At 61.6% G+C, this 26,368-nt stretch carries 24 protein-coding genes and 1 tRNA gene; 15 read left to right on the top strand and 10 right to left on the bottom strand.

Annotated features, from left to right (window positions below; all coding sequences use genetic code 11):
• Positions 1–77 precede the first annotated feature (77 nt).
• Positions 78–677 carry an adenylyl-sulfate kinase gene (cysC, locus tag ACW73L_RS09705; protein WP_139556954.1) on the top strand — a complete coding sequence of 200 codons (600 nt, stop codon included), beginning with the start codon at positions 78–80 and terminating at the stop codon, positions 675–677.
• A 23-nt stretch (positions 678–700) separates the two neighbouring features.
• Positions 701–1,579, top strand: coding sequence for a UTP--glucose-1-phosphate uridylyltransferase GalU (gene galU, locus ACW73L_RS09710; protein WP_139556953.1), 879 nt, complete (start codon positions 701–703; stop codon positions 1,577–1,579).
• Between the two features lie 76 nt (positions 1,580–1,655).
• On the opposite strand, the gene ACW73L_RS09715 is transcribed toward galU, so the two are convergent.
• On the bottom strand, positions 1,656–2,480 hold the full coding sequence (locus ACW73L_RS09715; RefSeq protein WP_498921720.1) for a hypothetical protein: 825 nt from the start codon (positions 2,478–2,480) through the stop codon (positions 1,656–1,658).
• A 124-nt stretch (positions 2,481–2,604) separates the two neighbouring features.
• Between ACW73L_RS09715 and ACW73L_RS09720 the strand changes: the two genes are divergently transcribed.
• The 5 genes from ACW73L_RS09720 to ACW73L_RS09740 all read left to right on the top strand — a co-directional run bounded on the left by ACW73L_RS09720 (position 2,605) and on the right by ACW73L_RS09740 (position 7,895).
• Positions 2,605–2,680, top strand: a tRNA-Lys gene (locus ACW73L_RS09720).
• A 412-nt stretch (positions 2,681–3,092) separates the two neighbouring features.
• Positions 3,093–4,205, top strand: a complete 1,113-nt coding sequence (locus ACW73L_RS09725) for a L,D-transpeptidase (RefSeq protein WP_498921721.1) — start codon at positions 3,093–3,095, stop codon at positions 4,203–4,205.
• A 338-nt stretch (positions 4,206–4,543) separates the two neighbouring features.
• The gene (locus tag ACW73L_RS09730; RefSeq protein WP_498921722.1) at positions 4,544–4,798 is read left to right on the top strand and encodes a GlsB/YeaQ/YmgE family stress response membrane protein; all 255 of its coding nucleotides are present in this window, start codon (positions 4,544–4,546) and stop codon (positions 4,796–4,798) included.
• Positions 4,799–5,197: 399 nt separating this feature from the next.
• On the top strand, positions 5,198–6,778 hold the full coding sequence (locus ACW73L_RS09735) for a peptide chain release factor 3 (protein ID WP_498921723.1): 1,581 nt from the start codon (positions 5,198–5,200) through the stop codon (positions 6,776–6,778).
• 94 nt (positions 6,779–6,872) lie between these two features.
• A complete protein-coding gene (locus ACW73L_RS09740; protein WP_498921724.1) occupies positions 6,873–7,895 on the top strand; it encodes an NAD(P)/FAD-dependent oxidoreductase in 1,023 nt (340 codons plus the stop codon).
• Between the two features lie 28 nt (positions 7,896–7,923).
• Here the strand turns inward: ACW73L_RS09740 and ACW73L_RS09745 are convergent, their stop codons facing one another.
• Positions 7,924–9,063: an AI-2E family transporter gene (locus ACW73L_RS09745; protein WP_498921725.1), complete on the bottom strand. Its 1,140-nt coding sequence runs from the start codon at positions 9,061–9,063 to the stop codon at positions 7,924–7,926.
• A 295-nt stretch (positions 9,064–9,358) separates the two neighbouring features.
• Between ACW73L_RS09745 and ACW73L_RS09750 the strand changes: the two genes are divergently transcribed.
• From ACW73L_RS09750 to ACW73L_RS09770, 5 genes are all read left to right on the top strand, one after another.
• On the top strand, positions 9,359–12,250 hold the full coding sequence (locus ACW73L_RS09750; protein ID WP_498921726.1) for a ribonucleoside-diphosphate reductase subunit alpha: 2,892 nt from the start codon (positions 9,359–9,361) through the stop codon (positions 12,248–12,250).
• Positions 12,251–12,516: 266 nt separating this feature from the next.
• Positions 12,517–13,083 (top strand): hypothetical protein, encoded by a 567-nt coding sequence (locus ACW73L_RS09755; protein WP_498921727.1) that lies wholly within the window; start codon positions 12,517–12,519, stop codon positions 13,081–13,083.
• Between the two features lie 445 nt (positions 13,084–13,528).
• Complete coding sequence (locus ACW73L_RS09760; protein ID WP_498921728.1) at positions 13,529–13,774, top strand: type II toxin-antitoxin system HicB family antitoxin; 246 nt, start codon at positions 13,529–13,531, stop codon at positions 13,772–13,774.
• 81 nt (positions 13,775–13,855) lie between these two features.
• The gene (locus ACW73L_RS09765; RefSeq protein WP_498921729.1) at positions 13,856–15,103 is read left to right on the top strand and encodes a ribonucleotide-diphosphate reductase subunit beta; all 1,248 of its coding nucleotides are present in this window, start codon (positions 13,856–13,858) and stop codon (positions 15,101–15,103) included.
• A 343-nt stretch (positions 15,104–15,446) separates the two neighbouring features.
• On the top strand, positions 15,447–15,821 hold the full coding sequence (locus tag ACW73L_RS09770) for a hypothetical protein (protein ID WP_139556944.1): 375 nt from the start codon (positions 15,447–15,449) through the stop codon (positions 15,819–15,821).
• Between the two features lie 280 nt (positions 15,822–16,101).
• Here the strand turns inward: ACW73L_RS09770 and ACW73L_RS09775 are convergent, their stop codons facing one another.
• Entirely contained in the window at positions 16,102–17,838 is a 1,737-nt protein-coding gene (locus ACW73L_RS09775; RefSeq protein ID WP_498921730.1) for a carbamoyltransferase family protein, read from the bottom strand.
• 102 nt (positions 17,839–17,940) lie between these two features.
• Between ACW73L_RS09775 and ACW73L_RS09780 the strand changes: the two genes are divergently transcribed.
• A complete protein-coding gene (locus ACW73L_RS09780; protein ID WP_498921731.1) occupies positions 17,941–19,095 on the top strand; it encodes a fatty acid desaturase in 1,155 nt (384 codons plus the stop codon).
• A gap of 3 nt (positions 19,096–19,098) precedes the next feature.
• On the opposite strand, the gene ffh is transcribed toward ACW73L_RS09780, so the two are convergent.
• Positions 19,099–20,460 carry a signal recognition particle protein gene (ffh, locus tag ACW73L_RS09785; protein ID WP_498921732.1) on the bottom strand — a complete coding sequence of 454 codons (1,362 nt, stop codon included), beginning with the start codon at positions 20,458–20,460 and terminating at the stop codon, positions 19,099–19,101.
• Between the two features lie 99 nt (positions 20,461–20,559).
• Here ffh and ACW73L_RS09790 point away from each other — a divergent pair, with 99 nt between their 5' ends.
• Complete coding sequence (locus tag ACW73L_RS09790) at positions 20,560–21,381, top strand: cytochrome C assembly family protein (protein ID WP_498921733.1); 822 nt, start codon at positions 20,560–20,562, stop codon at positions 21,379–21,381.
• A 505-nt stretch (positions 21,382–21,886) separates the two neighbouring features.
• On the opposite strand, the gene ACW73L_RS09795 is transcribed toward ACW73L_RS09790, so the two are convergent.
• The 6 genes from ACW73L_RS09795 to ACW73L_RS09820 all read right to left on the bottom strand — a co-directional run bounded on the left by ACW73L_RS09795 (position 21,887) and on the right by ACW73L_RS09820 (position 25,646).
• Positions 21,887–22,387, bottom strand: coding sequence for a nuclear transport factor 2 family protein (locus ACW73L_RS09795; protein ID WP_498921734.1), 501 nt, complete (start codon positions 22,385–22,387; stop codon positions 21,887–21,889).
• Positions 22,388–22,694: 307 nt separating this feature from the next.
• Positions 22,695–23,306 carry a phosphoribosyltransferase gene (locus ACW73L_RS09800; RefSeq protein WP_498921735.1) on the bottom strand — a complete coding sequence of 204 codons (612 nt, stop codon included), beginning with the start codon at positions 23,304–23,306 and terminating at the stop codon, positions 22,695–22,697.
• 76 nt (positions 23,307–23,382) lie between these two features.
• Complete coding sequence (locus tag ACW73L_RS09805; RefSeq protein ID WP_498921736.1) at positions 23,383–23,847, bottom strand: hypothetical protein; 465 nt, start codon at positions 23,845–23,847, stop codon at positions 23,383–23,385.
• Between the two features lie 23 nt (positions 23,848–23,870).
• The gene (locus tag ACW73L_RS09810) at positions 23,871–24,134 is read right to left on the bottom strand and encodes a hypothetical protein (RefSeq protein ID WP_498921737.1); all 264 of its coding nucleotides are present in this window, start codon (positions 24,132–24,134) and stop codon (positions 23,871–23,873) included.
• Between the two features lies 1 nt (position 24,135).
• Positions 24,136–24,519 (bottom strand): DUF4156 domain-containing protein, encoded by a 384-nt coding sequence (locus ACW73L_RS09815; RefSeq protein ID WP_139556935.1) that lies wholly within the window; start codon positions 24,517–24,519, stop codon positions 24,136–24,138.
• Positions 24,520–24,593: 74 nt separating this feature from the next.
• Positions 24,594–25,646: a class I fructose-bisphosphate aldolase gene (locus ACW73L_RS09820; protein WP_498921738.1), complete on the bottom strand. Its 1,053-nt coding sequence runs from the start codon at positions 25,644–25,646 to the stop codon at positions 24,594–24,596.
• A gap of 149 nt (positions 25,647–25,795) precedes the next feature.
• On the opposite strand from ACW73L_RS09820, the gene ppa reads away from it, so the two are divergent.
• Positions 25,796–26,368 carry an inorganic diphosphatase gene (gene ppa, locus ACW73L_RS09825; protein WP_498921739.1) on the top strand — a complete coding sequence of 191 codons (573 nt, stop codon included), beginning with the start codon at positions 25,796–25,798 and terminating at the stop codon, positions 26,366–26,368.

The following is a 26,368-nucleotide window of genomic DNA, read 5'->3' on the forward strand; positions in this document are numbered from 1 at the left end:
ATTTCGGATAAGATGTGGTCCGGTAGCCAGTGGCGTGGCCGCTTCCGGCCGACCATCCATCATTCAACGGGAGGCAAATGGACAAGAACATCGTCTGGCATAACGCGGTCGTCAAACGGGAGGATCGCGAGAAACTCAACGGGCACAAGAGCTTCATTCTTTGGTTTACCGGTCTCTCGGGCGCGGGAAAGTCGACCCTGGCGCACCGCGTCGAGGAAATGCTCTTCGAACTCGGCTGCCGCACCTTCGTGTTCGACGGCGACAATATCCGCCATGGACTTTGCTCCGACCTCGGCTTCGGTTCCGAACACCGGCAGGAGAATATCCGCCGCGTCGGCGAGCTGAGCAAATTGTTCGTCGAAGCCGGCATGATCGCCTTGACCGCCTTCATTTCGCCGTTCCGCAGCGACCGCGCGCTGGTGCGCTCGCTGGTCGCGCCCGGCGATTTCATCGAGATCTACTGCAACGCGCCGATCACGGTCTGCGAAGATCGCGACGTCAAGGGCCTGTACAAGAAGGCTCGCGACGGACAGATCGCCGATTTCACCGGGATCACCTCACCTTACGAAGCCCCCGAAAATCCTGAGATCAGCGTCAATACCGGAACCGATAGCCTCGAAAACTGCGCGGCGGCGGTCATCCAGTACCTGCGCGACCAGGGCAAGCTGCCATCCTAAATCAACCGTTCCGGAGCTGAACAATGAAAAAGGCGATTAGAAAAGCGGTCTTTCCGGTTGCGGGCATGGGCACACGCTTCCTGCCGGCAACCAAGGCCAGCCCCAAGGAGATGCTTCCGATCGTCGACAAGCCGCTGATCCAGTATGCGGTCGAGGAGGCCGTGGCGGCCGGGATCGACGTCATGATCTTCGTGACCGGGCGCAGCAAGGGCTCGATCACGGATCATTTCGACAAAGCCTATGAACTTGAGACCGAACTGGCGGCGCGCGGCAAGACTGAAACGCTGAAGATCGTGCAGGAGATCGTGCCACCGCACGTGACCTGCGTGTACATCCGGCAGGCAGAGGCCCTGGGCCTGGGCCACGCGGTCAACTGCGCCAAGGCGGTGGTCGGTGATGAGCCGTTCGCGGTCATCCTGGCCGACGACATGATCGACGACAACCACAACGGCTGCCTGTCCCAGATGGTTCATGTCTTCGACGAGTGGCAGTGCTCGATCCTGGGCGTCGAACAGGTCGATCCGTCCGAGACCGGAAGCTACGGCATCGTCAAGGCCCACTCCGTCGAGACGAATCTCGGCAAAGTCGATCAGATCGTCGAAAAGCCCAAGCCGGCCGAAGCGCCGTCGAATCTGGCGGTCGTCGGGCGTTACATCCTGACCCCTGCCATCTTCGACAAGCTGGCCTATGTGCCACGGGGCGCCGGCGGCGAGATCCAGCTGACCGACGCCATCGCGATGCTGTTGCACGACGAGCCGGTGCTGGCCCACGAATTTCATGGTCGACGCTATGATTGCGGCTCGAAGCTCGGCTACCTGATCGCTTCGGTCGAGCAGGGTCTGAAGCACCACGAAGTGTCCGAACAGTTTCGCGACTACCTGAAAGGTCTGTCGCTGGACTGAGTCATCCTCGACAGCGAACCGGGCGACGCTGCGCCGCGAGCGGGACCGACGACGGTTCCACCGCGGCGCGGCGGCCCTAATCCGCAGCGACCCTCTGACTGCCCTGCAATTTACGGTAGTCGATACGCAGCTTGAGCCCGACGAATCGACCCTGCATCTGGGCCAGGCTCTCGTCCGCACCCTGAAATAACAGGTGGACCTCGGCCAGTCGCCTTGCTTCCGCCTTGGGGGTCAGCGGCCGCACATCGGCCAGGAAGCGGTAGACGACCCGCGTACCCTCCCCATCCTTTGTCTTCGAGTAAGGTTTCCCGAAGATGCCCTGGATGACGCTCCGCGTTGGGAGACGGGCATGAATCGTCGGCAGATCGCGCGGGTCCACGCGGAGTTGCCGATGGCCGGTATCCACGCTGCCCTTCCCCAACGAACGGATCGACGCTTCGAGAAACTCCGGCGGAGCCATGGCCAGAAAGAGCGGCGCAAACGCAAAACCGGAAAGCTTCTGTTCGGCGTTGAAGTCCATCCAGAAGCTCAAGGTCTTCCTGGGCAGTTCGACCTTCCCGTGCGTATCCAGCTTGTGGAAATCGACGGTCCAGCGCATCCCCGGCGGGTTCGGCTCGATGCGGGTCGGCTCCAGTTCCGTCAGATAGCGGAAATCCTCCGCATACATCACCGGGTGACGGAACCGGAGCGCGAGCCGGTCGGTGATCTCGACCCGGACATTCTGGTCGAAATCGCTGACCTGCCCTTTCACCTCGAGGAGACGCAGCCACACGCACCCGCTCAGACAGAGCAGCAGGACGCCCAACGGTAGTGCCCTCGCGTAAAGGGTCCGAGGCAGCCGGAACAATGCTCCCCGAAGATCGCCCTGTGCGAGAATCCCGGGCTTGGTGAATAGCGTCATGAAAAAGCCGAATAAAGACTCTGGTGCTGCTGAGTTCGGGCTTGTGAACGCGCACCGGAATGGCCGATCCCGCTGGCCCGAAACTTGATTCGAGAACGCTGCAACGCTACCATAGCGTGCTTTGGGGCCGTTAGCTCAGTCGGTAGAGCATTGCACTTTTAATGCAGTGGTCGCTGGTTCGAATCCAGCACGGCCCACCATTATTATCAACGTAACGCACGCGTTCGCTCGCCGCAGGTGCATGGCGAAGGTGAAAAGCACGATCACACCCCGGCCGGATACGTACGCTGCGAACGCGCCGCACCGCGTGGCAGTGCGCACCCCCACACCACCCCGGTAACCCTGACGACGCCATCGAGGCGTTGCCGCCCAAGCGTTCTTACGATTTCCCAGGCAGTTGACTGACGCAGAGGCCAGCGCGACTGCGTCGCAACCGGTGATGCATCGCGCCGCAAAAAAGACCGCGGGGCCGCGCGCTTGCGCGGTAAGAGGAGATTGGTTCATCGTTGCGCCGCCAATGCGCCCGGCCCCATCATGTCGCCGACGAAACATCCCGCACACCCTCTTCGCGATCCCAATTTCTACGCCCAAACGCCGACATACCCCAACCCGATGTTTGACGCCCGGATCATGGCCTTGTCCCGACTCGCACTCGCGACGTTCGCTACATGCCTGCTGACAACGGCCGGTTGTGCCTCCTACCATCCCCCGGTACCGTCGGCGGCGGCCACAGCGCACAGGGCTACCGCGCTCATACCCGATGTGCCTGATGCCGCCGAACTGAAACCCGGCGAGTTCTATTGGCATCCTGAGCGCTCGCCCAGCGGGCCGGTCGTAGTGATCGTGAGCATTCCGGAGCAGCGGGCGTATGTGTACCGCAACGGTGTGCGCATCGGCTCTTCTACCGTGAGTACCGGCAAGCCGGGCCATGAAACGCCCACGGGGGTCTTCAGCGTGCTGGAAAAGGACAAGCACCATGTGTCCAGCACCTACGCGGGCGCCCCGATGCCCTACATGGAACGCCTGACCTGGGACGGCGTGGCGCTGCATGCCGGCAAACTCCCGGGCTACCCGGCTTCCCATGGCTGCGTCCGCCTGCCGCTGGAATTCTCCCGTGAACTCTACAGCGTCACGCATACCGGCACGCATGTGATCATCGCCGATGCCCATTCGGCCCCTGAGGCGATCGTGCATCCGGGTGTCATCGCGCCGGTGGATCCTCAAGCCGACCAGCGCATTCCCGGACGTGTGACCACGCGGCGAACCAGCATGTGGGAACCGGACAAAGCCCCGAAGGGACCGGTCAGCATGGTCGTCAGCGGGGCCGATCAGCGCCTGTACGTATATCGCAACGGGGTACTGATCGGTGAGACTGCCATCGACATCACCGATCCCGGGCAACCGCTCGGGGCCGGCATTTTCGTGGCGCTGGAAGGCACGACGCACGAACCGAGCCCTTTCGCCCCGAATCGCGCGAAACGCCGCTGGATGGCGGTAGGCCTACCGTCGGAAACCGGCAAGCTGTCCTTACGACCGGACCTCGCGGACCGCGTGCGCGTGCCGGCCCAGTTCTCGCAACGCGTCTACGACCTGCTCGAACCCGGCGCATCACTGGTCATTACGGATCGGTCGGCGGCGCCCGAGACCCGAACACAACCGGGGTTTCGGATCCTCGCAGATGCCGATGATTCGAGGTCACGCCATCTCGGACACGCGAGCGACTGAGTCCGCGAGCTGCCTCTTGCCGGCACTGCGGGTCGAACCTGTCGCCGCGAGCGTCGCCGATGCTTGCGGTCAGAAAACATCTACCCTGTCACCGGCGTTCCGCAAGCCGACGTGCTCAGCGTCTGAGCCAAGCCCATAGCTATCCCTTACGGAAGCAGGACGCTGCCTGCCAAGGGCAGTTCCACTGAGTCCACGCGTAGCTGATCGACGGCAAACCCAGAATGTATGCCGATGCCGTAGCGAATACCGCAGTGTCACAGGGCAGCTTGCGGGCCGCTAGCCGGCCGAGGGTAGGTGGCCCTAAACTTTGGCGTTCATCGACCCATAGAGAAGCCGCCATGAACTACACCAACCTGCTCATCTTCCTCGCCATCGGCGCCATCGCCGGGTGGCTCGCCGGCCAAATCGTAAAGGGGCACGGCTATGGCCTGTTGGGCAATATTGTCATAGGGATCGTCGGATCCGTCGTCGGCGGTCATCTCTTTGGCTTCTTCGGGATCGCCGCCGCTGGCGGCTTGGCCGGGTCCATCATGATGGCGACGGTTGGTGCGATCGCGCTGCTGTTTCTGATCGGATTGATCAAACGCATTTAGCCTTCCGGCACCGCGCGGCCAACGCTGGATGTCGGGGCCGACCCCAAGTAGCGACGTCAGTCCATCGGAGCCAGGCGCGACGGGTGCATACTGGCACTCTGCAGCGGCTGGCCGCAATATCTGGGCTCCTCCCACTGGCCACGATCTGCTAGTCCGGGAGGGTGCTGAATAGACGGTGCGCCGGACACGTTCTAACGTGACCCGCAGCGGCTGGACAGGCGAACAGTCGGTGTCGTATCTTTCCGCATCCGATTGCAGCGTATCCGAGTCGGCCCCAGACGAGGCCAGACCGCCCGGCACCGCCGGGCTTCTTTGTTTCCGACGCCCACTTTTCTGGCCGTGCGCGGCCCGAACGATCGTCGCGATGGCGATACGCGCAGAACCTGCCGCGAAAACCCGATGTCCCAACTACCCTCAGAAACCGCCCGACGCCGCACCTTCGCGATCATCTCGCATCCCGACGCCGGCAAAACTACGCTGACCGAGAAACTGCTGCTGTTCGGCGGTGCAATCCAGTTGGCCGGTACCGTCAAGGGCCGCAAGGCGTCGCGGCATGCCACGTCCGACTGGATGGAGATGGAAAAGCAGCGCGGCATCTCGGTGACCACCTCGGTCATGCAGTTCGAGCACCGCGACAAGATCTTCAACCTGCTCGACACACCGGGCCACGAGGACTTCTCCGAGGACACCTACCGCACCCTGACCGCGGTTGACTCGGCGCTGATGGTCATCGACAGTGCCAAAGGCGTCGAGGATCGCACGATCAAGCTGATGGAGGTTTGCCGGCTCCGCGACACGCCGATCCTGACCTTCATCAACAAGCTCGACCGCGAAGGCCGCGAACCGATCGAATTGCTGGACGAAGTCGAAGCGGTGCTGAACATCCAGTGCGCCCCGATGACCTGGCCCATCGGCATGGGCAAGCGCTTCAAGGGAGTGTTCCATCTGTACCGCGACACGATTCACCTTTTCAGCCCGTCGCATGGCGACCGCATCGTCGAGGGCGAGGTGATCCAGGGACTCGACAACCCGCGTCTCGATGAAGTGCTGGGCGACCAGATCGACGAGGTCCGCGAGGAAATCGAACTGCTGCAGGGAGCGAGCCACCGCTTCGACCTGGACGCCTATCTGGCCGGGCGGCAAACACCGGTGTTTTTCGGTTCGGCGATCAACAACTTCGGGATTCTCGAACTGCTCGATACCTTTGCCGACTATGCCCCGGAACCGCAGGGTCGGCAGGCGCGTGAGCGCAAGGTCGAAGCTTCGGAAGAAGCTTTCTCGGGTTTCGTGTTCAAGATCCAGGCGAACATGGACCCTGCGCACCGCGACCGGATCGCCTTTTTGCGCATCTGTTCGGGCCGTTACCAGAAGGGCATGAAGATGCATCATGTCCGCTTGAAACGTTCGATCCAGGTGGCCAATGCGATCACCTTTCAGGCCGATTCGAGAAAGAACGTCGAGGAAGCCTACGCCGGGGACATCATCGGCCTGCACAACCACGGGACGGTGCAGGTGGGCGACACCTTTACACAGGGCGAGGAGTTGAAGTTCGAAGGCGTTCCCTACTTCGCGCCGGAACTGTTCCGGCGCGTCGTACTGAAGGATCCGTTGAAGTCCAAGGCGCTGCAAAAGGGCCTGCAGCAATTGTCGGAAGAAGGCGCGACGCAGCTCTTCAAGCCGCTGCGCAACAACGACCTGATCCTGGGCGCCGTCGGCGTGCTGCAGTTCGATGTGACGGCCTACCGGCTCAAAAGCGAATACGGCGTCGACTGCATCTACGACAACGTGCAGGTGACGACCGCACGGTGGATCGAATGCACCGATGCAAAAAAGCTCGAGGACTTCAAACGCAAGGCGCACGATAATCTTGCCGAAGACGGCAGCGGGCACCTCGTCTATCTGGCGACCAGCCGCGTCAACCTCGAACTGACGAAGGAACGCTGGCCGGAGATCGAGTTCCGCGCCACCCGTGAGCTTTGACGCCGGATGCGGAGACTCCTGCGTCGCAACGTACCCATGACCACCAAAACCCTGGCCCAAGCCTCGGGCGGCGACACTCGATAGGAGCGGAAACGTGCACATCGTCATCATCGGATCGGGCATCGCCGGCGTCACGCTGGCGGAAGAGGTGCGCAAGACCTGCCCGAGCGCGACCGTCACGGTGCTGACCCACGAGACCCATGGGTACTATTCGCGCCCGTTGCTTTCGCACGGATTTTCCCGGTCGGACATCGAGCAGAAGATCGTGCTGCGCAGCTTCGACGCGCTCGTCGAGACCGGCATTGCGGTTATCGCAGGCGCCGAGGCCGTCGCGATCGAGCGCACACTGCGGCAGATCCGGTATCGGCTGGACGGCACCGAATCGGCGCAGCCTTACGACCGGCTAGTACTGGCCGTGGGCTCTGACCCGCTGATTCCCGGTCCATTCCGGCCGCATCGCCCGCTGTTTCGGGTCCTGAACAGCCTGGATGACTTGTTGGCCCTGCGGCGACTCCGCGCGACCGTACTCGATACCGGGCGGACTCCGAACTGGGCCATCATCGGCGGCGGCCTGATCGGCTGCGAGTTGTCTTCCGATCTCGCCAAGGCAGGCGACCGGGTAACCTTGTTCCATGCCCTGCCCCGTCTGATGGAGCGCCAGTTGGAGGACGAGGACTCGGTCCGCTTGGCGGCGGTGTTGCAGGAATCCGGTGTCGAGCTGCGTGTCGACACCGCCGTCCAGGGTTTCGTTACCGACCGTGGCCGCGCACGGGTCTTGGGGGCAACGGGACCGGACCCTGCCGACTACGACGGCATCGTCGTCGCCTGCGGCTTCAGTCCCAGGACAAACCTGGCGCGCGACGCTGAACTTCCGGTGAACCGGGGAATTCGCGTCGGCGGCAATCTGGCCACCCAGGACCCGGCGATCTTCGCGCTGGGTGATGTCGCGGAGTTCGAGGACGGCCGGATCTACGCGTATGTCATGCCAATCCGCAGCCAGGCGCTGTGGCTGGCAAAGCATCTGGCGGATCAGGCCGATGCCCACTGGACACCGCCCACCTTCCATCCCAAGGCCAAGGTGCACGGCTTCACCGCCATACACCCTTACCGATGGTAATCCCCGCAGTCCTGCGGCGGGGTCGGATTTACGAGTCGTTCCGCGACAGCGGCGACAACACGGGCACTTCGGGAGGATCGGGCGGTAACGCGACGAGGTCTTGTCCGGTTTCACCCAAGCGCGGCCACGCGGTCAGCACGGCCTTGACCAGCGTCGCCAGCGGAATCGCAAAGAACACGCCCCAGAAGCCCCACAGCCCGCCGAAGAACAGGATGGCGACGATGATCGCCACCGGATGCAGATTCACGACCTCGGAAAACAGCAGCGGCACGAGCACCACCCCGTCGACGGCCTGGATGATTGCGTAGGCGAGCAGCAGATACCAGAACTCATCGGTGACACCCCACTCGAAGAAGGCCACCATCACTACCGGGATCGTGACCAGAGTGGCGCCTACATAAGGGATGATCACCGAGATTCCCATGAGCACCGCCAACAACAGCGCATAGTTCAGGTTCATCAACGTGAAGGTCAAGTAACTCGTCCCCAGCAGGATCAGGATCTCGATGAACTTACCCCGGACGTAGTTACCGATCTGCATGTCGACTTCACGCCAGACCCGCATCGACAGATTGCGTTCACGCGGCAGATACTGATTGAACCAGCCGATGATCCGATCCTTGTCCTTCATGAAGAAGAACACCAGCATCGGCACGAGAATCGCGTACACCAGCACCGTCAGCGCACTGACCAGGGACGAGTACGAATAGGTCAGCATCGACTGGCCATACGCGAGCAACTCGCGCCGGATCGTATTCATGAACTCGTAGGTCTGCTCGGTCGTGATGAACTCCGGATACAACTCCGGCAGCTGCAACACGAGCACCTGTCCACGACCGACCCACGCCGGCAGCTGTTCGATCAACTGTGCCGTCTGCTGGTATAGGAGCGGCAACAGCGCGAAGAAGGTGAAGAAGACAAAAGCAAGAAAGAAGATATAGACGACGATGACGGCAATCAGCCGCGGCAGCCGTTCGCGCACGCCAATCGCGACGATCCCTTCCAGCAGATAGGCAATCACACCGGCCGCAAAGACCGGCATCAACATGTCGGCCAGACCGACGACCACGACGAAGCCCAGGGTGAGCAACAGCGCGAACGAAACCGCCTGCGAATTGGGCAGTACGCGCCGCACCCAGTCACTCAGCCATTCGCGGACGGATTGCATGTTCTCCCGGGCCCTCCTTAATCAGGCGGCTGAGTCTACAACAAAGCCCTGCCCAGGATAAGGCGAACGCGACGACGCGGATCTGCAGCACCGCGCCCCAAGCCCCGAAGAACCCTGTCCCGCCCGGCCTGCGATGGCACCAACGCGCGCGGAGGTACGGCTTCAGAACACAGCTTATCCACAGGATCTGCACAGAAAAAACACACTATCTTGTGCTTGACGCTAGAGAAAACCACATCGTATAGTGTCAGCCGTTCGATCCGATCACCATCCCGATACCGCACAGGAGCGCTGCATGGAATCCGAATCCGCTCTCGCCACCCAAACCGCCCGCCCCCTTCCGCCCACCCCGCCGACAACCGTTCCCGTGGAACTGCGCAGCGTCGCACCGGGGGAATTGAAGGTCATCCGGCGCAACGGCAAGGTCACGTCCTTTGACGCCAGCAAGATCACGGTGGCGATCACGAAGGCTTTCCTGGCGGTCGAAGGCGGCAGCGCGGCAGCCAGCCGTCGTATCCACGACGCGGTCGACGAACTGACCGATCAGGTCGTCAAGGCGCTGCTGCGCCGTCTGCCATCCGGCGGGACGCTGCACATCGAGGATGTGCAGGATCAGGTGGAACTCGGCTTGATGCGCAGCGGCCACCACAAGGTCGCGCGCGCCTATGTCCTCTACCGCGAAGAGCGCGCGCGGCTGCGGGCCGAAGCGGCGAAGGAGGAGACCCGCCCGGACGAGGACACCGCGCTGAGCGTCACCTTCCCGGACGGCACGACCCGCCCGCTCGACCGCGCGCGGATGGATCGACTGGTGCGCGAGGCCTGCCGTGGCCTGAGCGGGGTCGACGCCGACTGGATCCTCGCCGACGCGCACCGTAACCTGTTCGATGGCGTGCCGGAGAACGACGTCGTCCCCACGCTGGTCATGAGTGCGCGGGCCCGGATCGAACAGGAACCCGATTACTCCTATGTCGCGGCGCGCCTCCTGCTCGATATCGCTCGTCGTGAGGCCCTGAGCTTCATCGAGGGTCGACATCTCGAAGCCACCCAACAGGAGATCAGCGAACTTTATCCCGACTATTTCGCCCGCTACATCAAGCGCGGCGCCGAACTCGAACTGCTGTCCTCCGAACTGACCCGGTACGACCTGCCGCGTCTGGCACAGGCCCTGAAGCCGGAACGGGACTTGCAGTTCAGCTATCTGGGTCTGCAGACCCTTTACGACCGCTACTTCATCCACAGCAATGGCGTGCGAATTGAGCTCCCGCAAGCCTTTTTCATGCGGGTCGCGATGGGGCTGGCGATCAACGAGGTTGACCGCGAAACCCGCGCGATCGAGTTCTACGACCTCCTCTCCTCGTTCGACTTCATGTCGAGCACCCCAACCCTGTTCAATTCGGGCACCCTGCGCCCGCAGTTGTCCTCGTGTTATCTGACGACCGTCCCCGACGACTTGGATGGCATCTACGGTGCCATCAAGGACAACGCGATGCTGTCCAAGTTCGCCGGCGGCCTCGGCAACGACTGGACGCAGGTCCGCGCGATGGGCGCCCATATCAAGGGTACGAATGGCAAATCCCAGGGCGTGGTGCCCTTTCTGAAGGTCGCCAACGACACGGCCGTGGCCGTGAACCAGGGCGGCAAGCGCAAGGGCGCGGTTTGCGCCTATCTCGAAACCTGGCACCTCGACATCGAGGAGTTCCTGGAACTGCGCAAGAACACCGGCGACGACCGCCGCCGGACGCACGATATGAACACCGCGAACTGGGTTCCCGACCTGTTCATGAAGCGGGTCGCCGAGGAAGGCGACTGGACCCTGTTTTCGCCGAATGACACGCCCGATCTGCATGACCTGACCGGCACCGCCTTCGAAGAGCGCTATCGCGCCTATGAAGAAAAGGCCGATCGCGGCGAGTTGCAGGTCTTCAAGCGCCTGCCGGCGCTGCAGCTGTGGCGCAAGATGCTCTCGATGCTGTTCGAGACCGGCCATCCGTGGATCGCCTTCAAGGATCCCTGCAATATCCGTTACACGAACCAGCATGTGGGTGCAGTGCACTCCTCGAACCTGTGCACCGAGATCACGCTGCATACGAACGACTCCGAGATCGCCGTCTGCAACCTGGGTTCGCTGAACCTGTCGGCACACATCGGCGCCGATGGGCAACTCGACGTGGCCAAGCTCGAGCGCACCGTCGGCACAGCATTGCGGATGCTCGACAACGTCATCGACATAAACTACTACAGCGTACCGCAGGCGCGCCGCTCCAACCTGCGGCACCGTCCGGTAGGACTGGGCGTGATGGGCTTCCAGGACGCGCTGTACCAGTTGCGGATACCGTACATGTCCGAGGCAGCCATCGCCTTCGCCGATCGCAGCATGGAGCTGGTCAGCTACTACGCGATCAAGGCTTCCACCGATCTGGCCGAGGAACGCGGTCGCTACTCCACGTTCCAGGGCTCGCTGTGGAGCCGCGGAATTCTCCCGCATGACGCGATCGACCTGCTGGAGCAGGCGCGCGGCGGCTATCTCCAACTCGACCGCTCGTTCACGCTGGATTGGGACGACCTGCGCGAACGCGTAATGACCGTCGGCATGCGCAACTCGAACGTCATGGCCATCGCACCGACCGCGACCATCTCGAACATCTGCGGCGTATCCCAGTCGATCGAACCCACCTACCAAAACCTGTTCGTCAAATCGAACCTGTCAGGCGAGTTCACCGTCGTCAATCCCTACCTCGTCCAGGATCTGAAGCGACTCGATCTGTGGGATTCGGTCATGATCAATGACCTCAAGTACTTCGACGGCAGCGTCCAGAATGTCGAACGCATCCCGGAGGACCTGAAGCAGTTGTACGCCACCGCCTTCGAGATCGATGCCCGCTGGCTGGTCGAGGCCGGCGCCCGCCGCCAGAAATGGATCGATCAGGCGCAGTCGCTGAACCTCTACATGTCGGAGCCTTCCGGCAAGAAACTCGACACGCTGTATAAGCTCGCGTGGGTTCGCGGGCTCAAGACGACCTATTACCTGCGTTCGCTGGGCGCCACGCACGTCGAAAAGAGCACCGCCTTCGACGGGAAGCTGAACGCCGTCAAGACCGACCCGCTCGATGACGCCCTGCCCCGCCAGGCGGCGACCGAAGGCAAGGCCTGTCTGATCGACGATCCGACCTGCGAGGCCTGCCAGTAAGCCGAATGTCGGTCGGGGCCGCAGGTCGGGTCGTAGGTCGGGCTTCAGCCCGACAAATAGACCAGCAGGTCACAAGAACGGGTGGGACGCACAGCCGCCAGCGCTTCTCCGGTCGCTGTCGGGAAACCTGTGCGTCTTGACCCCTCTATCCTGATGGTCATCACATTCTAAAGCCGTGTTTCAGGGGACATCGGTAAACGAGATGAGTTCGAACAATCCGTTTTGACCCAAAAAGGCACCCGTAATGGTCCAGCGAAGGGCTCAAGATGTTGCGTGATACCGAGCTTAGGAAGCAGATCTTCATCGGGATTCTTAGCTCCCTAATCGTATTATTCCTAATCGAGCCGTTGCTGAAGTGGTCCGCACATACGTTGATGTGGGCGGGAGAGCATGTGTACGCAGGATTTGTCAACTCAATATACAGGAGTGCTGCTCTTGGTTTGCGCGAGAAGTTTTCATTCAATGCAATGGCTATATTGATGTCCGCTGTTACTGGAATCTATATGGCAATCCTGATGAGAGCTCTCCCCACGACTCTTATGCAGCGCGCTAAATTTCGTTTGAACCGATCATTAGTAATTTTTATTGCGGTCGTAGCAGTTAGTTTGGGCTTAAGTTCTGTCACCAGTGAATTCATTGAACTTCAACTCAATGCATCGTTCAACCAACGACTGGCAGTCTTGGCTGCAAGGGCACAGGAACAAGACATAAGAGATTTGCGCGCGCGATGGGCACTTATGCAAGCTAGATCAGATTACGAGTCATTGCTAACGGAAATGGATCAACTTGCAGGCAAGTTAGGGCAACCATTGCCAATAGCCCTGTGGAGATAAATAGTCAATACCGTTCGACGCAGCCGAGCATCGCAGGCGCGGACGGAAACAGCCCGAAGGGTGACCGCAGGGACGCGGTCATGCGGCAGCCGGGCTAGGACAGCCCGTCTGCCGCGCCCGTCTGTGCCGAGACCCGCAGGGAACCGCGCAGCGGCAAGTCGCCGGGCGGCCTTTCTTTTGGTGACTTTTCTTTGGACGAGCAATGACAAATTCGCCGGGAGCGAATTTGGACCGCCGTAGGCGGGCCCGCAGGGCGAACGCCATGGATGGACGTTCGCAGCAGGACCTCGCCCGCGGGGGCGAGACCCCGCACCAAAATAAGGTATTTTTGCAGTGAAGAGCGCCACTGCCTGCAGCTAACCTGGCCCGCACGAAGAAGGATAAAGGCAACGTAATTGGCAGCGCCAAGCCCCAAAAGAAGAACGAGAACGAAGGAGGACATGCAATGATCGACCTACCCTACTCCCTGATCATCGAAACCACCGAAAACCCCGAACGCTATGGATTCCATTCCCCCGACCTCGACGGCTTCGCCGGCGTCGGCTTCTCGATCGACGACTGCATCTATCGCGCACGATGGGGTATGCGGGAACATATCGAACAAGTCCTCCAGCAGGGCCTGACCGCACCGCCGACCAACGGCGAACCGACGATCACGATACGTAACCCCAAGCGCGCCGAGGCAGCCTGACGCTCCCCCCTCATACTCGGCACCGACCACAGACCACAATCACCAAAATTTTTTTCACCGCTGTTTCAAGGTAGCAAGACGATGGAACTCAACTGGGACAATCCGCTGGCCAACCTGCCGGGACTCCAGACAAGACCCGAGAAGCCACTGAGCCTGGACTTCGAGACGGCGGTCGAGCCGCCGGCGCAGATCAAGGAGATCCCGGCACCAGCCGCTGTCGCGCCCGTTCCTCATCCCGCTTCTGAGACCCGCCCGCCAATGGTCTCACGGGCAACCGGCGCTACCGGACTCGAAGCGATCGAGATGGGGGCCAAGCGGATACAGGTCGACGACAAGCAAATCATCAACTGTCGCGCCGATCTGAACCAACTCGTCCCGTTCAAATACAAGTGGGCCTGGCAGAAGTATCTCGATGCTTGCGCCAACCATTGGATGCCGCAGGAGATCAACATGAATGCGGACATCGCGCTATGGAAGAGCGCGGATGGCCTGACCGAGGACGAACGTACGATCATCAAGCGCAATATGGGCTTTTTCTCGACGGCCGACTCGCTGGTCGCGAACAATCTCGTACTCGCCCTGTATCGCCATATCACGAATCCGGAATGCCGGCAGTACCTGCTGCGGCAGGCTTTCGAGGAAGCGCTGCACACCCACGCCTACCAGTACGTCGTCGAATCGCTGGGCATGGACGAGGGCGAGGTCTTCAACATGTACCGCGAGTTGCCAGCGGTCGCGCGCAAGGCCGAGTGGGCCCTGCCCTTCACCCAATCCCTGGGCGATCCGACGTTCTCGACAGGTGCCCCGGAAGCCGACCAACGTCTGCTGCGGGATCTGATCGCGTTCTACGTGATCTTCGAGGGTATCTTCTTTTACGTGGGCTTCGTGCAGGTGCTGTCGATGGGCCGGCGGAACAAGATGACCGGCACGGCCGAACAGTTTCAGTACATCCTGCGCGACGAGTCCATGCACATGAACTTCGGCATCGACGTGATCAACCAGATCAAGATCGAGAATCCACATCTGTGGACCGACTCGTTCAAGCAGCAGATCATCGACATGATCCGCGAGGCGGTCGACATCGAGGTGCAATATGCCCATGACACGATGCCGCGCGGCGTGCTCGGCCTGAATGCGCCGATGTTCAAGGACTACCTCGAGTTCATCGCGAATCGGCGGTGCAGCCAGATCGGTTTGCCGGAGCAGTATCCGGGTGCGTCCAATCCCTTTCCCTGGATGAGCGAGATGCTCGACCTGAAGAAGGAAAAGAACTTCTTTGAAACTCGGGTCACGGAGTACCAGACCGGAGGCGCGCTGTCCTGGGAGTAATGCCTCGCTGCGGCCACGACCGCCGGCCGCTTCCGGGGCACCCTGGTACCTGACGGAAGGCGAAGCGGGGCCGCGCGTTCAGGGCCGCGGCCCTTTCTTGCGGGCCTGAACAAAAGCGTGGTAAGCGCCGCGACATTCGAATAGTATTACCGCAGCTTGACGACCGCGAAGAGGATCATCCGATCCCGGTCGGTCGCGACGGCACATGGGCTAGGCGTTCGTCATCATTGCATCATTGGATGACGGACACCGCCAGGGTCGGCGCGGGGTGCTTTGGTGCCTCAAGATAAAACCACAGGCAATGTGGTGCTAACAACCAGTAAGTTGAGGAGATCTTAGATCCATGAAGAACGAAATCACCAAGAAGTTGGGTATCGCCCTCGTGACCGGCTTTTTCGGTCTCACCGTTGGTGTAGCGTCGGCTGCCGAGAACGCCGAAGGCGTCAAGGAGCACATGGCGCTGACCGTCAAGACGACCCAGGAAGCGCTCGCTGCTGCCAGCGCCGGTAATGGCGAGGGTTGCGTGACCAGCATCAAGCAGGCCATCCAGCATTACAAGGAAATCACGGGTGATGCAGCCGGCAAGCCGCTGCAAGACACCATCAAGAAGATCAAGGCCGCCAAGGATGCATGCGCTGCTGGCGATCCTGCGGAAGGTGCCGCCGTGTTGAAGGATGCCGTCGCCGACCTCGAAAAGATCCAGGCTGCCGCGAAGTAATCGGCCACCGGATACGCCCCGCCCACGCCGCAAGGGCGTGGGCGGGGATGCTAAGCCCCACTTTTGAGCCACCCGCAGACGAAGTCCACTTACCCTCCTCACCCGCTTCGGGAACCCAACCGTTCGCTCAGCCCGACGCCTTCCGAGACCCGCACCGACCGGGTCAATACTCCTGACCGCTTGATGACTCGCCGGCGACCCCGCCGAGACCACTCTGGCGTACTGCCGCCGCGAGTTTACCCACCCCGGGCAACTACCCCTCGCTGCACGCGTCATCGCGTTACGGCTTTTCGAACATAAAGTCCTCAATCACGAGTACATCCAGGCCAGTCGTCATGAACACCGACACGGCGTCCTCGACCGAATGGACGATCGGCTTACCCATCACGTTGAAACTGGTGTTGAGCAACAGCGGAATACCGGTCAATGCGCGGAAAGCCTCCAGCAGCGCGTGAAACCGCGGATTCGAGTCTCCGGTAACGCTCTGCAACCGACCGGTGCCGTCCACGTGGACGACCGCCGGGACGCGGTCCCGCGCCTCGGGCCGAAATCGCAAGGTGCGTTCCATATACGGAGACGGCTGGTAGTCGAGAAAATACTCCGGACCGTGTTCATCGAGAATCGATGGTGCGAAGGGCCGGTATTCCTCGCGGAATTTCACGCGACCATTGATCCAGTCTTTCATGCCGGCAGCGCGAGGGTCTGCCAGAATCGACCGATTGCCCAGCGCTCGCGGCCCGAACTCCGCCCTACCCTGCACCCAGCCGACCAAGCGACCATCCGCGATACGCCGCGCTGTCTCCCATGCGATCGTCTCCCGGAAGCGTTGCACTCGCAGCCCTGCCGCATGTCGCGCTAAGCGCTCGAGGGTCTCACCAGACATGCGCGCGCCCAGATACGGTGACAGCGCTGCTCCCCGCGGTCTGCCGACCAACCCATCCGAAGCGCGGGCCAGGTAGGCCGCACCCAGCGCCGTGCCGTCGTCCGCGGGCGCAGGCGGCACGTACAGCCGGCGAAACGGCGTGCGTTCGAGGATCTGACCGTTGAAGGACGAGTTCAGCGCACAACCGCCAGCCAGCGCCAGACTGTCGCTCGGGAGCCGCCGATGCAGGTTCGTCAGCAGTTCCGACATCCGTTCGGCGAACACCTGCTGCCCCGTGTGGGCCAAATCCGCGGCTTTGCTCCGCAGCTCCGACACGGACCGTCCGTTCAACCGCGCCAGCGCTGCACCCAAAGCCGCCGAGTCATGCCGCACATTCAGCCCGTCGATGCGGATGCTGTTGCCGAGCAGCCGATGGAAGTCCGGATCGAGTTGCCCATAGGCTGCCAGACCCATGACCTTCCACTCTTCTCCGTGCAGCCAGTCGAAGCCGCACCACTCGGTCAGCTTCATGTAGAACAAACCCAGACTGCCCAGCCCGCGCGCTTCGTGGATGCGCTCCAACCGCCCGCCGCGATAACGGAAGAAGGCCAGTGCGCCGCGCTCACCATAGGAATCGACCACCGCACAAGCAGCCTCCTCGAAGGGGCTCGCGAAACAGGCACTGGCGGCGTGCGTGTGGTGATGGTCGAAATCGACGATCCGCACGGGGACCTTTGGCCAGCGTTCCCGCAGCAGGCGGACCGCATTCAGTCCGGCCTTCGTGATCGCATTGCGCTGGCAGGCCATCATGTGATGCAGCTTGTAATTCGGCAGCGGGGAACGAAGGGGCTTGATGCCGGTCCGCAGCAGGCCGTCGGCGCGGAGTATTCCCAGCGCAGCGACGGCCTGCTCGTACAGCGGCCGGCGGCGGCGCCAATTCAGTGCCAGGCAGATGCGCTCCGGTTCGATCGCAAGACCACTCAGGACTTCCGGCAAGTAGGAAAGATTGTCCGGCTCGGCATTCAGCGCTCGCTTGTACTGCAGGCAGCGCTCGGTCGCCTCGGCGTACAGTACGTCGCCATCAGGCCCCAACAAGGCCAGCGCCGGGTCGTGGTACGTGACCGAAAGACCTATATACAGCGTACCGCCGCTCATCGCTGCGCGGCACCGGGACGCGAGACGGGCGGGGCGATTATTTCGGCCATGAAGCGGCCTCGATAAGACGTTACAATGGCGGCGACCACCGCCTTTTGCACTATGACCAAGATCGCATCGACCGCCGGACCTTCATCTGCTGTCTCACTCCGGCTTTTCGGATCGGTCGCCGAGCATGGCCTGGCAGTGGTACTACCCGTGTGCACCCTGTGGTTCCTCTTGACCGGCCCCCATACGGTGGGTAACGCCCTATTGTGGACGCTGCCGGTGTGGCTGTTCATCGCAGTCGATTTCCTGAGCCCGCCGGACCGGCGGGCACCGGCGCGTGACCTGCCCGCCTGGCCCTTCGACGGTCTGTTGTATCTGCTGGCGATCCTGCAGTTCGCCAATATCGTCCTCATGGTCGTAGCGGCATCGCAGCTGACTTGGACGGGCACCGAGAACGTCATCCTCGGCGTGGCCAACCTGCTCGCAATACGTATTCTGGTCGGCACGAATTCGTGCTGCTCATGCATCGCTGTCGCTCATGAACTGATCCACCGGCGCGGAACCTTCCCGCGCCTGCTCGGCCGGTGCCTGCTGCTGACGGTGTGCTACGAGCACTTCGCCGTGGAACATCTGCGCCGCCACCACCGACATGTGGGTACCGCCGCAGACCCGGCGACAGCGCGTTTTGGCGAGACCTATGCCGCCTATTGGCGCCGCACCAAGCTTGAACAGTTCCGCAGCGCGTGGGCCCTGGAAAACACCCGCCTTGGCTTGCACCCGGGTTTGCGCCTGTCGGGAAAGCTATGGCGCCACGAGGTTTTCCTCGGCGCCACCGCGGAAATCACCCTGATCGTCCTGATCCTGACCTACGCTGGACCAGCGGCAGCCATCATTTTCCTGCTGCAGGCCCTGGCCGCCGTACGCCTGCTCGAGGCAGTGAACTATTTCCAGCATTGGGGCCTGGAACGCCGCGCCGGTTTGCCTGAACCCTTCGATGCCTGGGTCACCGAGTCGTGGTTTTCCCGGCATGTCTTCGTCGGCCTGGCCCGCCATTCGGACCATCATCGACATGGCGCGAAGGCCTATCACCGGCTGGACTTCTGCGGCCGCGGACCGCGCCTACCCTACGGCTATTTCGGCATGGCGCTGTTGGCGAAATCGTTCAACGCCCGATTCCAGCAGATTGCCCGGGCCGAGCTGCTCCGCTATTCGCGTCCAGACTTTGACCCGGCGATGCGGGAAGCGGTCTCGTCGTCGCCGGTGACATGAGGGTCAGAAGGGTGGACGGTGGCCGCCCATCTGTCCCTTGAGGCCGCGCAACAGATTGGCAATATTACCCTTCTTGAACTTCTTCATGACCTTCTGCATCTGATCGTGCTGCTTCAGCAGCCGGTTCAGGTCGGCCACGTCGGTACCGGAGCCCATCGAGATGCGGCGCTTCCGCGATGGGTTGATGATGTCCGGGGACTGCCTTTCCTGGGGCGTCATCGAATTGATGATGGCGAGCTGCTGCACCATCTCCTTGTCGTTGACCTTGTCCTTGGCTTCTTTCGGCATGCCGGCCACTCCCGGGAGCTTGTCGAGCATCGCGGTGACACCACCCATGCTCTTGATCTGCAGCAACTGGTCGCGATAGTCGTTCAGATCGAAACCCTTGCCTTTGTGGATCTTCTTCGCGAGCTTCTCGGCCTTCTCGCGATCCATTTTTCGCTCGACCTCTTCGATCAGCGTCAGCACGTCACCCATGCCAAGGATGCGCGAGGCCAGCCGATCGGGGTGAAAGACTTCCAGAGCTGCGGTCTTTTCGCCGATACCGAGGAACTTGATCGGCTTGCCGGTGATGTGGCGAATCGACAACGCCGCACCGCCGCGCGCATCGCCATCCGTCTTGGTCAGGATCACACCGGTCAGCGGCAGTGCGTCGTTGAAGGCCTTGGCCGTGTTAGCCGCATCCTGACCAGTCATACTGTCGACGACGAAGAGGGTTTCGATCGGCTTGATGGCCGCGTGCAGACGTTTGATCTCGTCCATCATATCTGCGTCGATATGTAGCCGGCCGGCCGTATCGACGATGACCACATCGAAGTATTTCTTGCGGCCGTGCGCCAGCGCGGCATTGGCGATATCGACCGGATCCTGGCTCGGGTCGCTGGGGAAGAACTCGACCCCGACCTCTGCGGCCAGTGTCTGCAACTGCTCGATGGCAGCCGGCCGGTAGACGTCGGCGCTGGTCACCAGCACCGACTTCCGCTCGTTTTCCTTGATCCAGCGTGCCAGTTTCGCGACCGTGGTCGTCTTGCCCGCGCCCTGCAGGCCGGCCATCAGGATCGTTGCCGGTGGCTGTGTCGCGAGGCTCAGCTTCTGATTGGCCTTGCCCATCACCGCGACAAGTTCGTCGTTGACGATCTTGATCATCACCTGGCCGGGCGAAAGCGCTTTCTGCACTTCCTGGCCGAGAGCTCGCGTCTTGACCTGCTCGATGAACTCCCGCACGACCGGCAGCGCCACGTCAGCCTCGAGCAGTGCAGTGCGCACCTCGCGCAATGTGGCCTCGACGTTGGCCTCGGTCAGGCGCCCCTGACCCTTGATTTTTCGGAGTGACTCGCTGAGCCGTTCGGTTAAAGTGTCAAACACGGGTGTATTCCTCGATGATCCGTTCCGCGGCCTGTCGCTGCAGGCTTCAACTCGATCGGGCATTATGCCAGACTAGCCGAAAGGAGGGGCATGAACTCGATGACTTCAAACGCGTTCAGCGTTGCGGCAATACTGGCTTATTTGGGGGCCTGCGTTCTGATCTTCCGGTCCATGCGACAGGATTACTCGGCGCTGGGCGGCAGCGATCAAGGGCGCCTCATGACGCTCGCACTGGGGTGGGTTGCCGCCGTCTTGCACAGCCTTGCCGCCGCCCGCGACCTCAGCGCGGGCGGCGCCTTGAATCTAGGCTTCCTGAATGCCCTGTCGCTGGTCACGCTGCTGATCGTGCTGATACTGCTGATAGCGTCCCTGGCCAAGCCGGTGGACAAACTCGGCATCGTGGTGTTTCCGCTGGCCGCGGCCGTGCTGGCCCTGCAACTGAGCTTTCCCGAGGAGGGGCCACCGCCGAAGGACTATGCCTGGCCGATGCGCATCCACATCGTCGTATCGATTTTCGCCTACAGCTTCCTGAATATCGCCGCAATACAGGCCATCCTGCTGTCCCTTCAGGACTGGGGACTGCGGCGGCGCCACTTGAGCCGTTTGCATCGGTCGCTCCCTCCTCTGCAGACCATGGAGGCGATGTTGTTCCAACTGATTGGCGCTGGATTGCTGCTGCTGACGCTGTCGCTGCTGTCAGGCTTTCTTTTCCTCGACGACCTGTTCGCCCAGCATCTGGCTCACAAGACCGTGCTCTCGATCGCGGCGTGGATCGTCTTCGCAATACTGATGTGGGGACGCCTGATCCACGGCTGGCGCGGACGCACCGCAATTCGCTGGACGTTGGGCGGCTTTGCGTCGCTGATGTTGGGTTACTTCGGGAGCAAGATGGTCCTGGAACTGATCCTGCACCGCGTTTGATGACGCCTGAAAAACGGGAAGACCTCCCGTTTAGTTGAGGCGGAGAGATCGGGTACAATCGCACGGTGTGCCGAAGGCACAGAGATCGATTGGGGGGAATCGATCTCTGTCGCGGGATAAGCTTCCAGCACCTCCGGCACACACCCTTTGCAAAGCCCCATCGCATTCCGACGGGTACCGCCGACGCGGCGGGGCCACGCTACGGTTCGGAGGTGCGCCCACGCGGACGGCCCATCGGCAACCGGTCTGCTCGGCGCACCTCGGAACGCGCCGCGCAAAGCGATCGAGCCAGCCCCCAACTCGCCAGGTTAGCGGCTAGCTTCTCGCACCGACCATCACCGCCGCATCCGTGGGACGCGCGAAGGATTCGGCGATACCCTGGCGGACCGGCGACGTCCGCAGGCCTTCCTTGGCTCTTGGTGTGTCATTCTCCCTGCTAGAATTCGCCATCAATCTCGTTCGGCCGGGGACGTCGATCGTCTCCATGCATCGTGCTGCCGTCGGCTCATGCCATCGCCGGAGGTGTCGCCATGAAGTCCGCCAGCTTATCGGCCATTTTTTTGCGGATCGCCTTTCGCAGGAACGGCGTGTAGGCCAGCAGCGCCTTGGGCAACCCGACCAAGCGCTTGGCAAACTCGAACTCCGATAACTCGTAGAACCAGTCCCTTTGCTCGACGATCCGCCCTCCGGCCAGCGTGAACGTGCTGCCGATCAGGTAATCCATCGTCCGTGGTTCGACCTTGTCTTCCGGCTGGAAGAGATAACGGATCCGGTATCGCGCAATGACCCGGTCCCCATCTTCGCGGAGCACCTTATAGCCCAGCATCGTGATCGGCGGCGTACGCGTGCAGAACCATTGCCACATCGCCTGGACCTGCGCGCCATGAATGTCGTCAAAGGCGTAATCGCTGAAATGCACATCCTCATCCAGACAGGACTGCATTCCCACGAAGTCACGTTTTAGGTAACTGCGAAAGAACTTCTCCACGGTTGCCGTGTTGGACATAACCTCCTCCTATTATTCTCTTATTTATTATTGACTTATATCAGCGCCGGCAGGCGCTGGGAGAATGGGCACAGGTGAACTCGAGATTTCTGTGCATCGCTGAGACTACGGAATACCGGCGATTCGCGCAATCGCGCCATCCGCGTTGGCCCCGTATCGGGAATGAGCGGCGGATGCGGATGGAGGGGCACGTCGTCGCGCGCGAGCGAGTGCTGGAGCGGGTCGCTAGCCTCGGCAAACGAATACCGAGCGTCCCCGTGTTTTGCCAACAAGGGTCAGGTCGAATCAGGTCAAGTGCATCCCTTGTTCAAACCCGTGACGGACCGCCGGCCAAAAAGGCTGCCAGAACCTCCTCAGCCAGCCTCGCCGGCAGCTTCAATCCGTGGTCGTCCCGGAAGCGCTCCACCACCTCGTCGGCCGTCCGGGGTGCCGGGCTCATCGCTGCAAGAAAGCCTCCCAGGTCCTCCATGACGGCCCAGGGGTAGATCAGCCAACGCCAGGTTTTGACTTCTTCGGCGCAGAAGTCAGGAATAAAGGGAGACTGACGCTTGTGCTGCAATACCGCGACCTTGACTGACCTCACGCCCAAGTCCTGCAGATAGGCCACAGCCAGACGGAGGGTATCGCCGGTGTCGGCGACATCATCGACCAGCAACACATCGAGTTCGCTGATATCCGCGACCAAGGGGGTTACCAGACGGACCTTGGGCAATCTACTTGCTCCGGCCCGATAGTGTGCGATGCGGATGCTGTCCAGTTCGTAAAGGTTCAACCGATCGCACAATAGACGTGCCGGCACATAGCCCCCGCGCGCGATGGCCACGATGCGATCGGGTTGAAAGCCGGAAGCCCGAATGCGGCTTGCCAGGCTTCCAGCCAAACGGGCAACCCGCGCCCACGAAATCAACTCACAGCGCATGACCGAGGGTAGCTGGAAAGCAGGTTTTGCCCGGTTGCCATGAGATACCGCTTCCGCAGGCGGCCGAGCAACGGATTCAACGGCCGGAGTGCTCATCACCCCAGTACGCGGCTGCACCGCCATGCGTGGTCCTGAGTTCCGCAGCCGTGCGACAGAAGGTCTCGCGGCTCAACAGTGCTTCGGCCGTCAGCAAGCCGACGAAGTTACCGTAATGAACCAGCAGGTGCTGTTCGTATTGCTTGCGCTGCGGCTCCGGCATCGTGCGGTAAGCGTCGTCCTCAAACACCTCGAATGCCTGCTCGAAGGCGCTACGTTTCAGGGCGATACCACAGACATTCGCTCCCACGGAGGCATAGGCCAGATCGATCATGCGATGTTGCCGCTCTTCACCGACCAGCTTGACGACCTTCTGGGCCACGACGTCCCAAGCCGGTTCCAGCTCTCGCCACAGAGTCGCCGCCTGGGGATCGGCAGCGTCCGTTGCCGAAACCACCCGGAAACAGAACACCAGCATGCAGCTCCACAGCCGCCGATCGTTCATCGTCATTCCCCTGCCGTCCAACCCTAACGGCGCCAACCGCCGTGGTACCACCCGCCACCGCCCCGATACCAGCCGCCACCTCGCCAGGGTCGGTACACCCCGCCGTAGTAGTAGTTCCGGTAGCCGTAGACCCCGTAATACGAGGCACCGTAGACACCTGGCCCCATGACATAGTAGGGGTGAGCATAGGTTGTCGTTGCGCAGCCCTCCAGCAAGCACAGGCCCGCACCGGCCAGGGCCGCCACCCGCAGGTGCTGCCAGCACCGCACCCCCCGCCCCGGCTTCACCTTACTTCTCCCCGCAACGATAAGCTGCACCGACGTAAGTGACATTGGTCTGCTCCGAGCTACCGCCACCCGAGCCTTGCGAAACGGCCAGGGTTCCCGTCTGTCCCGATCGGGTTGTCAGCAGTTGGATCGTGTTCGCACCCATCTGCAACGCCTGGTTTTTCATATCGTTGCGCGCTCCTGTTTCCAGATTCGCGTTGCTTGTGAAACCCCCGGTGAACGAATTGCCCTGATTCCCGGTCACTTCTCCGAGGTACTCGCATCCGGCCGGATCGGCAGTGACGATTCGAATGCGCTGCGCGCGCGGGTCCAGAGGAACGGCGGCGCAGGCGACCAGATCCAGCGCGAGCAGCAAATTCAGACCAAGGACAAGGCGGTTCCTCATACTTCCACTCCAGACAAGCTGATGAGACTCCACGATTCGCTCGCGCGAAACCGCGCTTCCGCTTCCACCGAACATCACGCGATCGTGACTTCCGGCGACAGGTAGACGTCCTGAATCGCGTTCAACAATGCCACCCCCTCTCGCATCGGCTTCTGGAAGGCCTTCCGTCCAGAGATCAGGCCCATGCCACCGGCGCGTTTGTTGATCACCGCCGTGCGCACCGCCGCCGCGAGATCGCCCGCACCTTTCGACTCACCACCCGAGTTGATCATGCCGATACGCCCCATGTAACAGTTCGCAATCTGGTAGCGCACGCGGTCGATTGGATGCTCACTCGTCAGGTCGCTGTAGACCTTGGGGTGCGTCTTGGAAAACTTCAGGGCATTAAAGCCACCATTAGTTTCCGCCATTTTCTGTTTGATGATGTCGGCCTCGATCGTGACGCCCAGATGATTGCCCTGGCCCGTCAGATCGGCGGCTACGTGGTAGTCGACTCCGTCGCGCTTGAACGCGCTGTTGCGCAGGTAGGCCCACAGGATGGTCACCATCCCGAGCGCGTGAGCCCGCTGAAAGGCTTGGGATATCTCCCGGATCTGGCGACGGGACTCCGGCGAACCAAAGTACACGGTGGCACCCACGGCCACGGCGCCCATATCGAAGGCCTGTTCGACACTGGCAAAGAGGGTCTGATCATAGCTGTTCGGATACGACAGGAACTCGTTGTGATTGAGCTTGAGGATCATCGGAATCCTGTGGGCATAACGGCGCGCGACACTGCCCAGCACACCGAGCGTCGATGCGACGGCATTGCAACCGCCCTCGAGCGCCAGCTCGACGATCTTTCCGGGATCGAAATAGTCCGGGTTGGGTGCAAAGGAGGCGCCACCGGAGTGTTCAACACCCTGGTCGACGGGCAGGACGGACAGGTATCCGGTTCCGGCGAGGCGACCCTGTCCGTATAGCGCCGCGAGACTGCGCAGGACTCCCGGCTTCCGGTCAGAAGCTGCGACGACTCGGTCGATGAAATCCGGCCCCGGGAGGTGCAGACGGTCCTTGGGGATGCCGGTACAGACATGGTGAAGCAGTGTTGGCCCTTCTTCGCCCAATAGAGTGTCGAGGTCGATCATGGGAAATCCTCCGATCGGTCGCTGACGCTGTCACACGGTGGGATCACTCCCGCCGACCTTCCAGTCAGCCACCCGTCATGGCAACGCAGCTGACACTCAATGCCGACAGCGGATATGCCATCATAGCGCTATTTGCTAGAGGAGTGCCCATGCGCATCGATGCCGTCTCCATCGGCCGCAACCCGCCCAAGGAAGTGAACGTCGTAATCGAGGTGCCCATCGGAGGACAACCGATCAAATACGAGCTCGACAAGGCCGCCGGAACACTTTTTGTTGACCGCTTTCTATACACATCGATGCGGTACCCAGGCAATTACGGCTTTATTCCCCACACGCTGTCCGACGACGGCGATCCCTGCGATGTACTCGTCGCCAATCAGCGCGAGATCTTGCCCGGCGCCATCATTGCCGTGAAGCCGGTAGGGGTGCTGAAGATGCAGGACGAGGCCGGGGGCGACGAGAAGATCATTGCCGTGCCTGTGCCACGGCTGACAAGGCGCTACGAACACGTTCAGACCTATACCGATCTGCCCGACAACCTGATCCGTCAGATCCAGCATTTTTTCGAGCACTACAAGGATCTCGAGCCGGGCAAGTGGGTCAGTGTGGTCGGCTGGGGCGATGCCGACGAAGCTGAAGCCATCATCACCCGTTCGATGGAGCGCGATCGCGAGGCCGCCGTTCAGGAACCGCGGAGCCTGCGTCGCCGGGGCTCGGACTGA

The sequence above is a fragment of the Methylolobus aquaticus genome (assembly GCF_054172105.1).

Bases quoted from the DNA above. Each gene is read 5' to 3' on its own strand.
- ACW73L_RS09790 (WP_498921733.1), top strand. From the start codon at position 20,560: ATGACTTCAAACGCGTTCAGCGTTGCGGCAATACTGGCTTATTTGGGG.
- ACW73L_RS09780 (WP_498921731.1), top strand. From the start codon at position 17,941: ATGACCAAGATCGCATCGACCGCCGGACCTTCATCTGCTGTCTCACTC.
- cysC (WP_139556954.1), top strand. From the start codon at position 78: ATGGACAAGAACATCGTCTGGCATAACGCGGTCGTCAAACGGGAGGAT.
- ACW73L_RS09725 (WP_498921721.1), top strand. From the start codon at position 3,093: ATGTTTGACGCCCGGATCATGGCCTTGTCCCGACTCGCACTCGCGACG.
- galU (WP_139556953.1), top strand. From the start codon at position 701: ATGAAAAAGGCGATTAGAAAAGCGGTCTTTCCGGTTGCGGGCATGGGC.
- ppa (WP_498921739.1), top strand. From the start codon at position 25,796: ATGCGCATCGATGCCGTCTCCATCGGCCGCAACCCGCCCAAGGAAGTG.
- ACW73L_RS09820 (WP_498921738.1), bottom strand. From the start codon at position 25,646: ATGATCGACCTCGACACTCTATTGGGCGAAGAAGGGCCAACACTGCTT.
- ACW73L_RS09730 (WP_498921722.1), top strand. From the start codon at position 4,544: ATGAACTACACCAACCTGCTCATCTTCCTCGCCATCGGCGCCATCGCC.
- ACW73L_RS09765 (WP_498921729.1), top strand. From the start codon at position 13,856: ATGGAACTCAACTGGGACAATCCGCTGGCCAACCTGCCGGGACTCCAG.
- ACW73L_RS09755 (WP_498921727.1), top strand. From the start codon at position 12,517: ATGTTGCGTGATACCGAGCTTAGGAAGCAGATCTTCATCGGGATTCTT.
- ACW73L_RS09800 (WP_498921735.1), bottom strand. From the start codon at position 23,306: ATGCGCTGTGAGTTGATTTCGTGGGCGCGGGTTGCCCGTTTGGCTGGA.
- ACW73L_RS09750 (WP_498921726.1), top strand. From the start codon at position 9,359: ATGGAATCCGAATCCGCTCTCGCCACCCAAACCGCCCGCCCCCTTCCG.
- ACW73L_RS09815 (WP_139556935.1), bottom strand. From the start codon at position 24,519: ATGAGGAACCGCCTTGTCCTTGGTCTGAATTTGCTGCTCGCGCTGGAT.
- ACW73L_RS09805 (WP_498921736.1), bottom strand. From the start codon at position 23,847: ATGAACGATCGGCGGCTGTGGAGCTGCATGCTGGTGTTCTGTTTCCGG.
- ACW73L_RS09745 (WP_498921725.1), bottom strand. From the start codon at position 9,063: ATGCAATCCGTCCGCGAATGGCTGAGTGACTGGGTGCGGCGCGTACTG.
- ACW73L_RS09795 (WP_498921734.1), bottom strand. From the start codon at position 22,387: ATGTCCAACACGGCAACCGTGGAGAAGTTCTTTCGCAGTTACCTAAAA.
- ACW73L_RS09775 (WP_498921730.1), bottom strand. From the start codon at position 17,838: ATGAGCGGCGGTACGCTGTATATAGGTCTTTCGGTCACGTACCACGAC.
- ACW73L_RS09770 (WP_139556944.1), top strand. From the start codon at position 15,447: ATGAAGAACGAAATCACCAAGAAGTTGGGTATCGCCCTCGTGACCGGC.
- ACW73L_RS09735 (WP_498921723.1), top strand. From the start codon at position 5,198: ATGTCCCAACTACCCTCAGAAACCGCCCGACGCCGCACCTTCGCGATC.
- ACW73L_RS09715 (WP_498921720.1), bottom strand. From the start codon at position 2,480: ATGACGCTATTCACCAAGCCCGGGATTCTCGCACAGGGCGATCTTCGG.
- ACW73L_RS09760 (WP_498921728.1), top strand. From the start codon at position 13,529: ATGATCGACCTACCCTACTCCCTGATCATCGAAACCACCGAAAACCCC.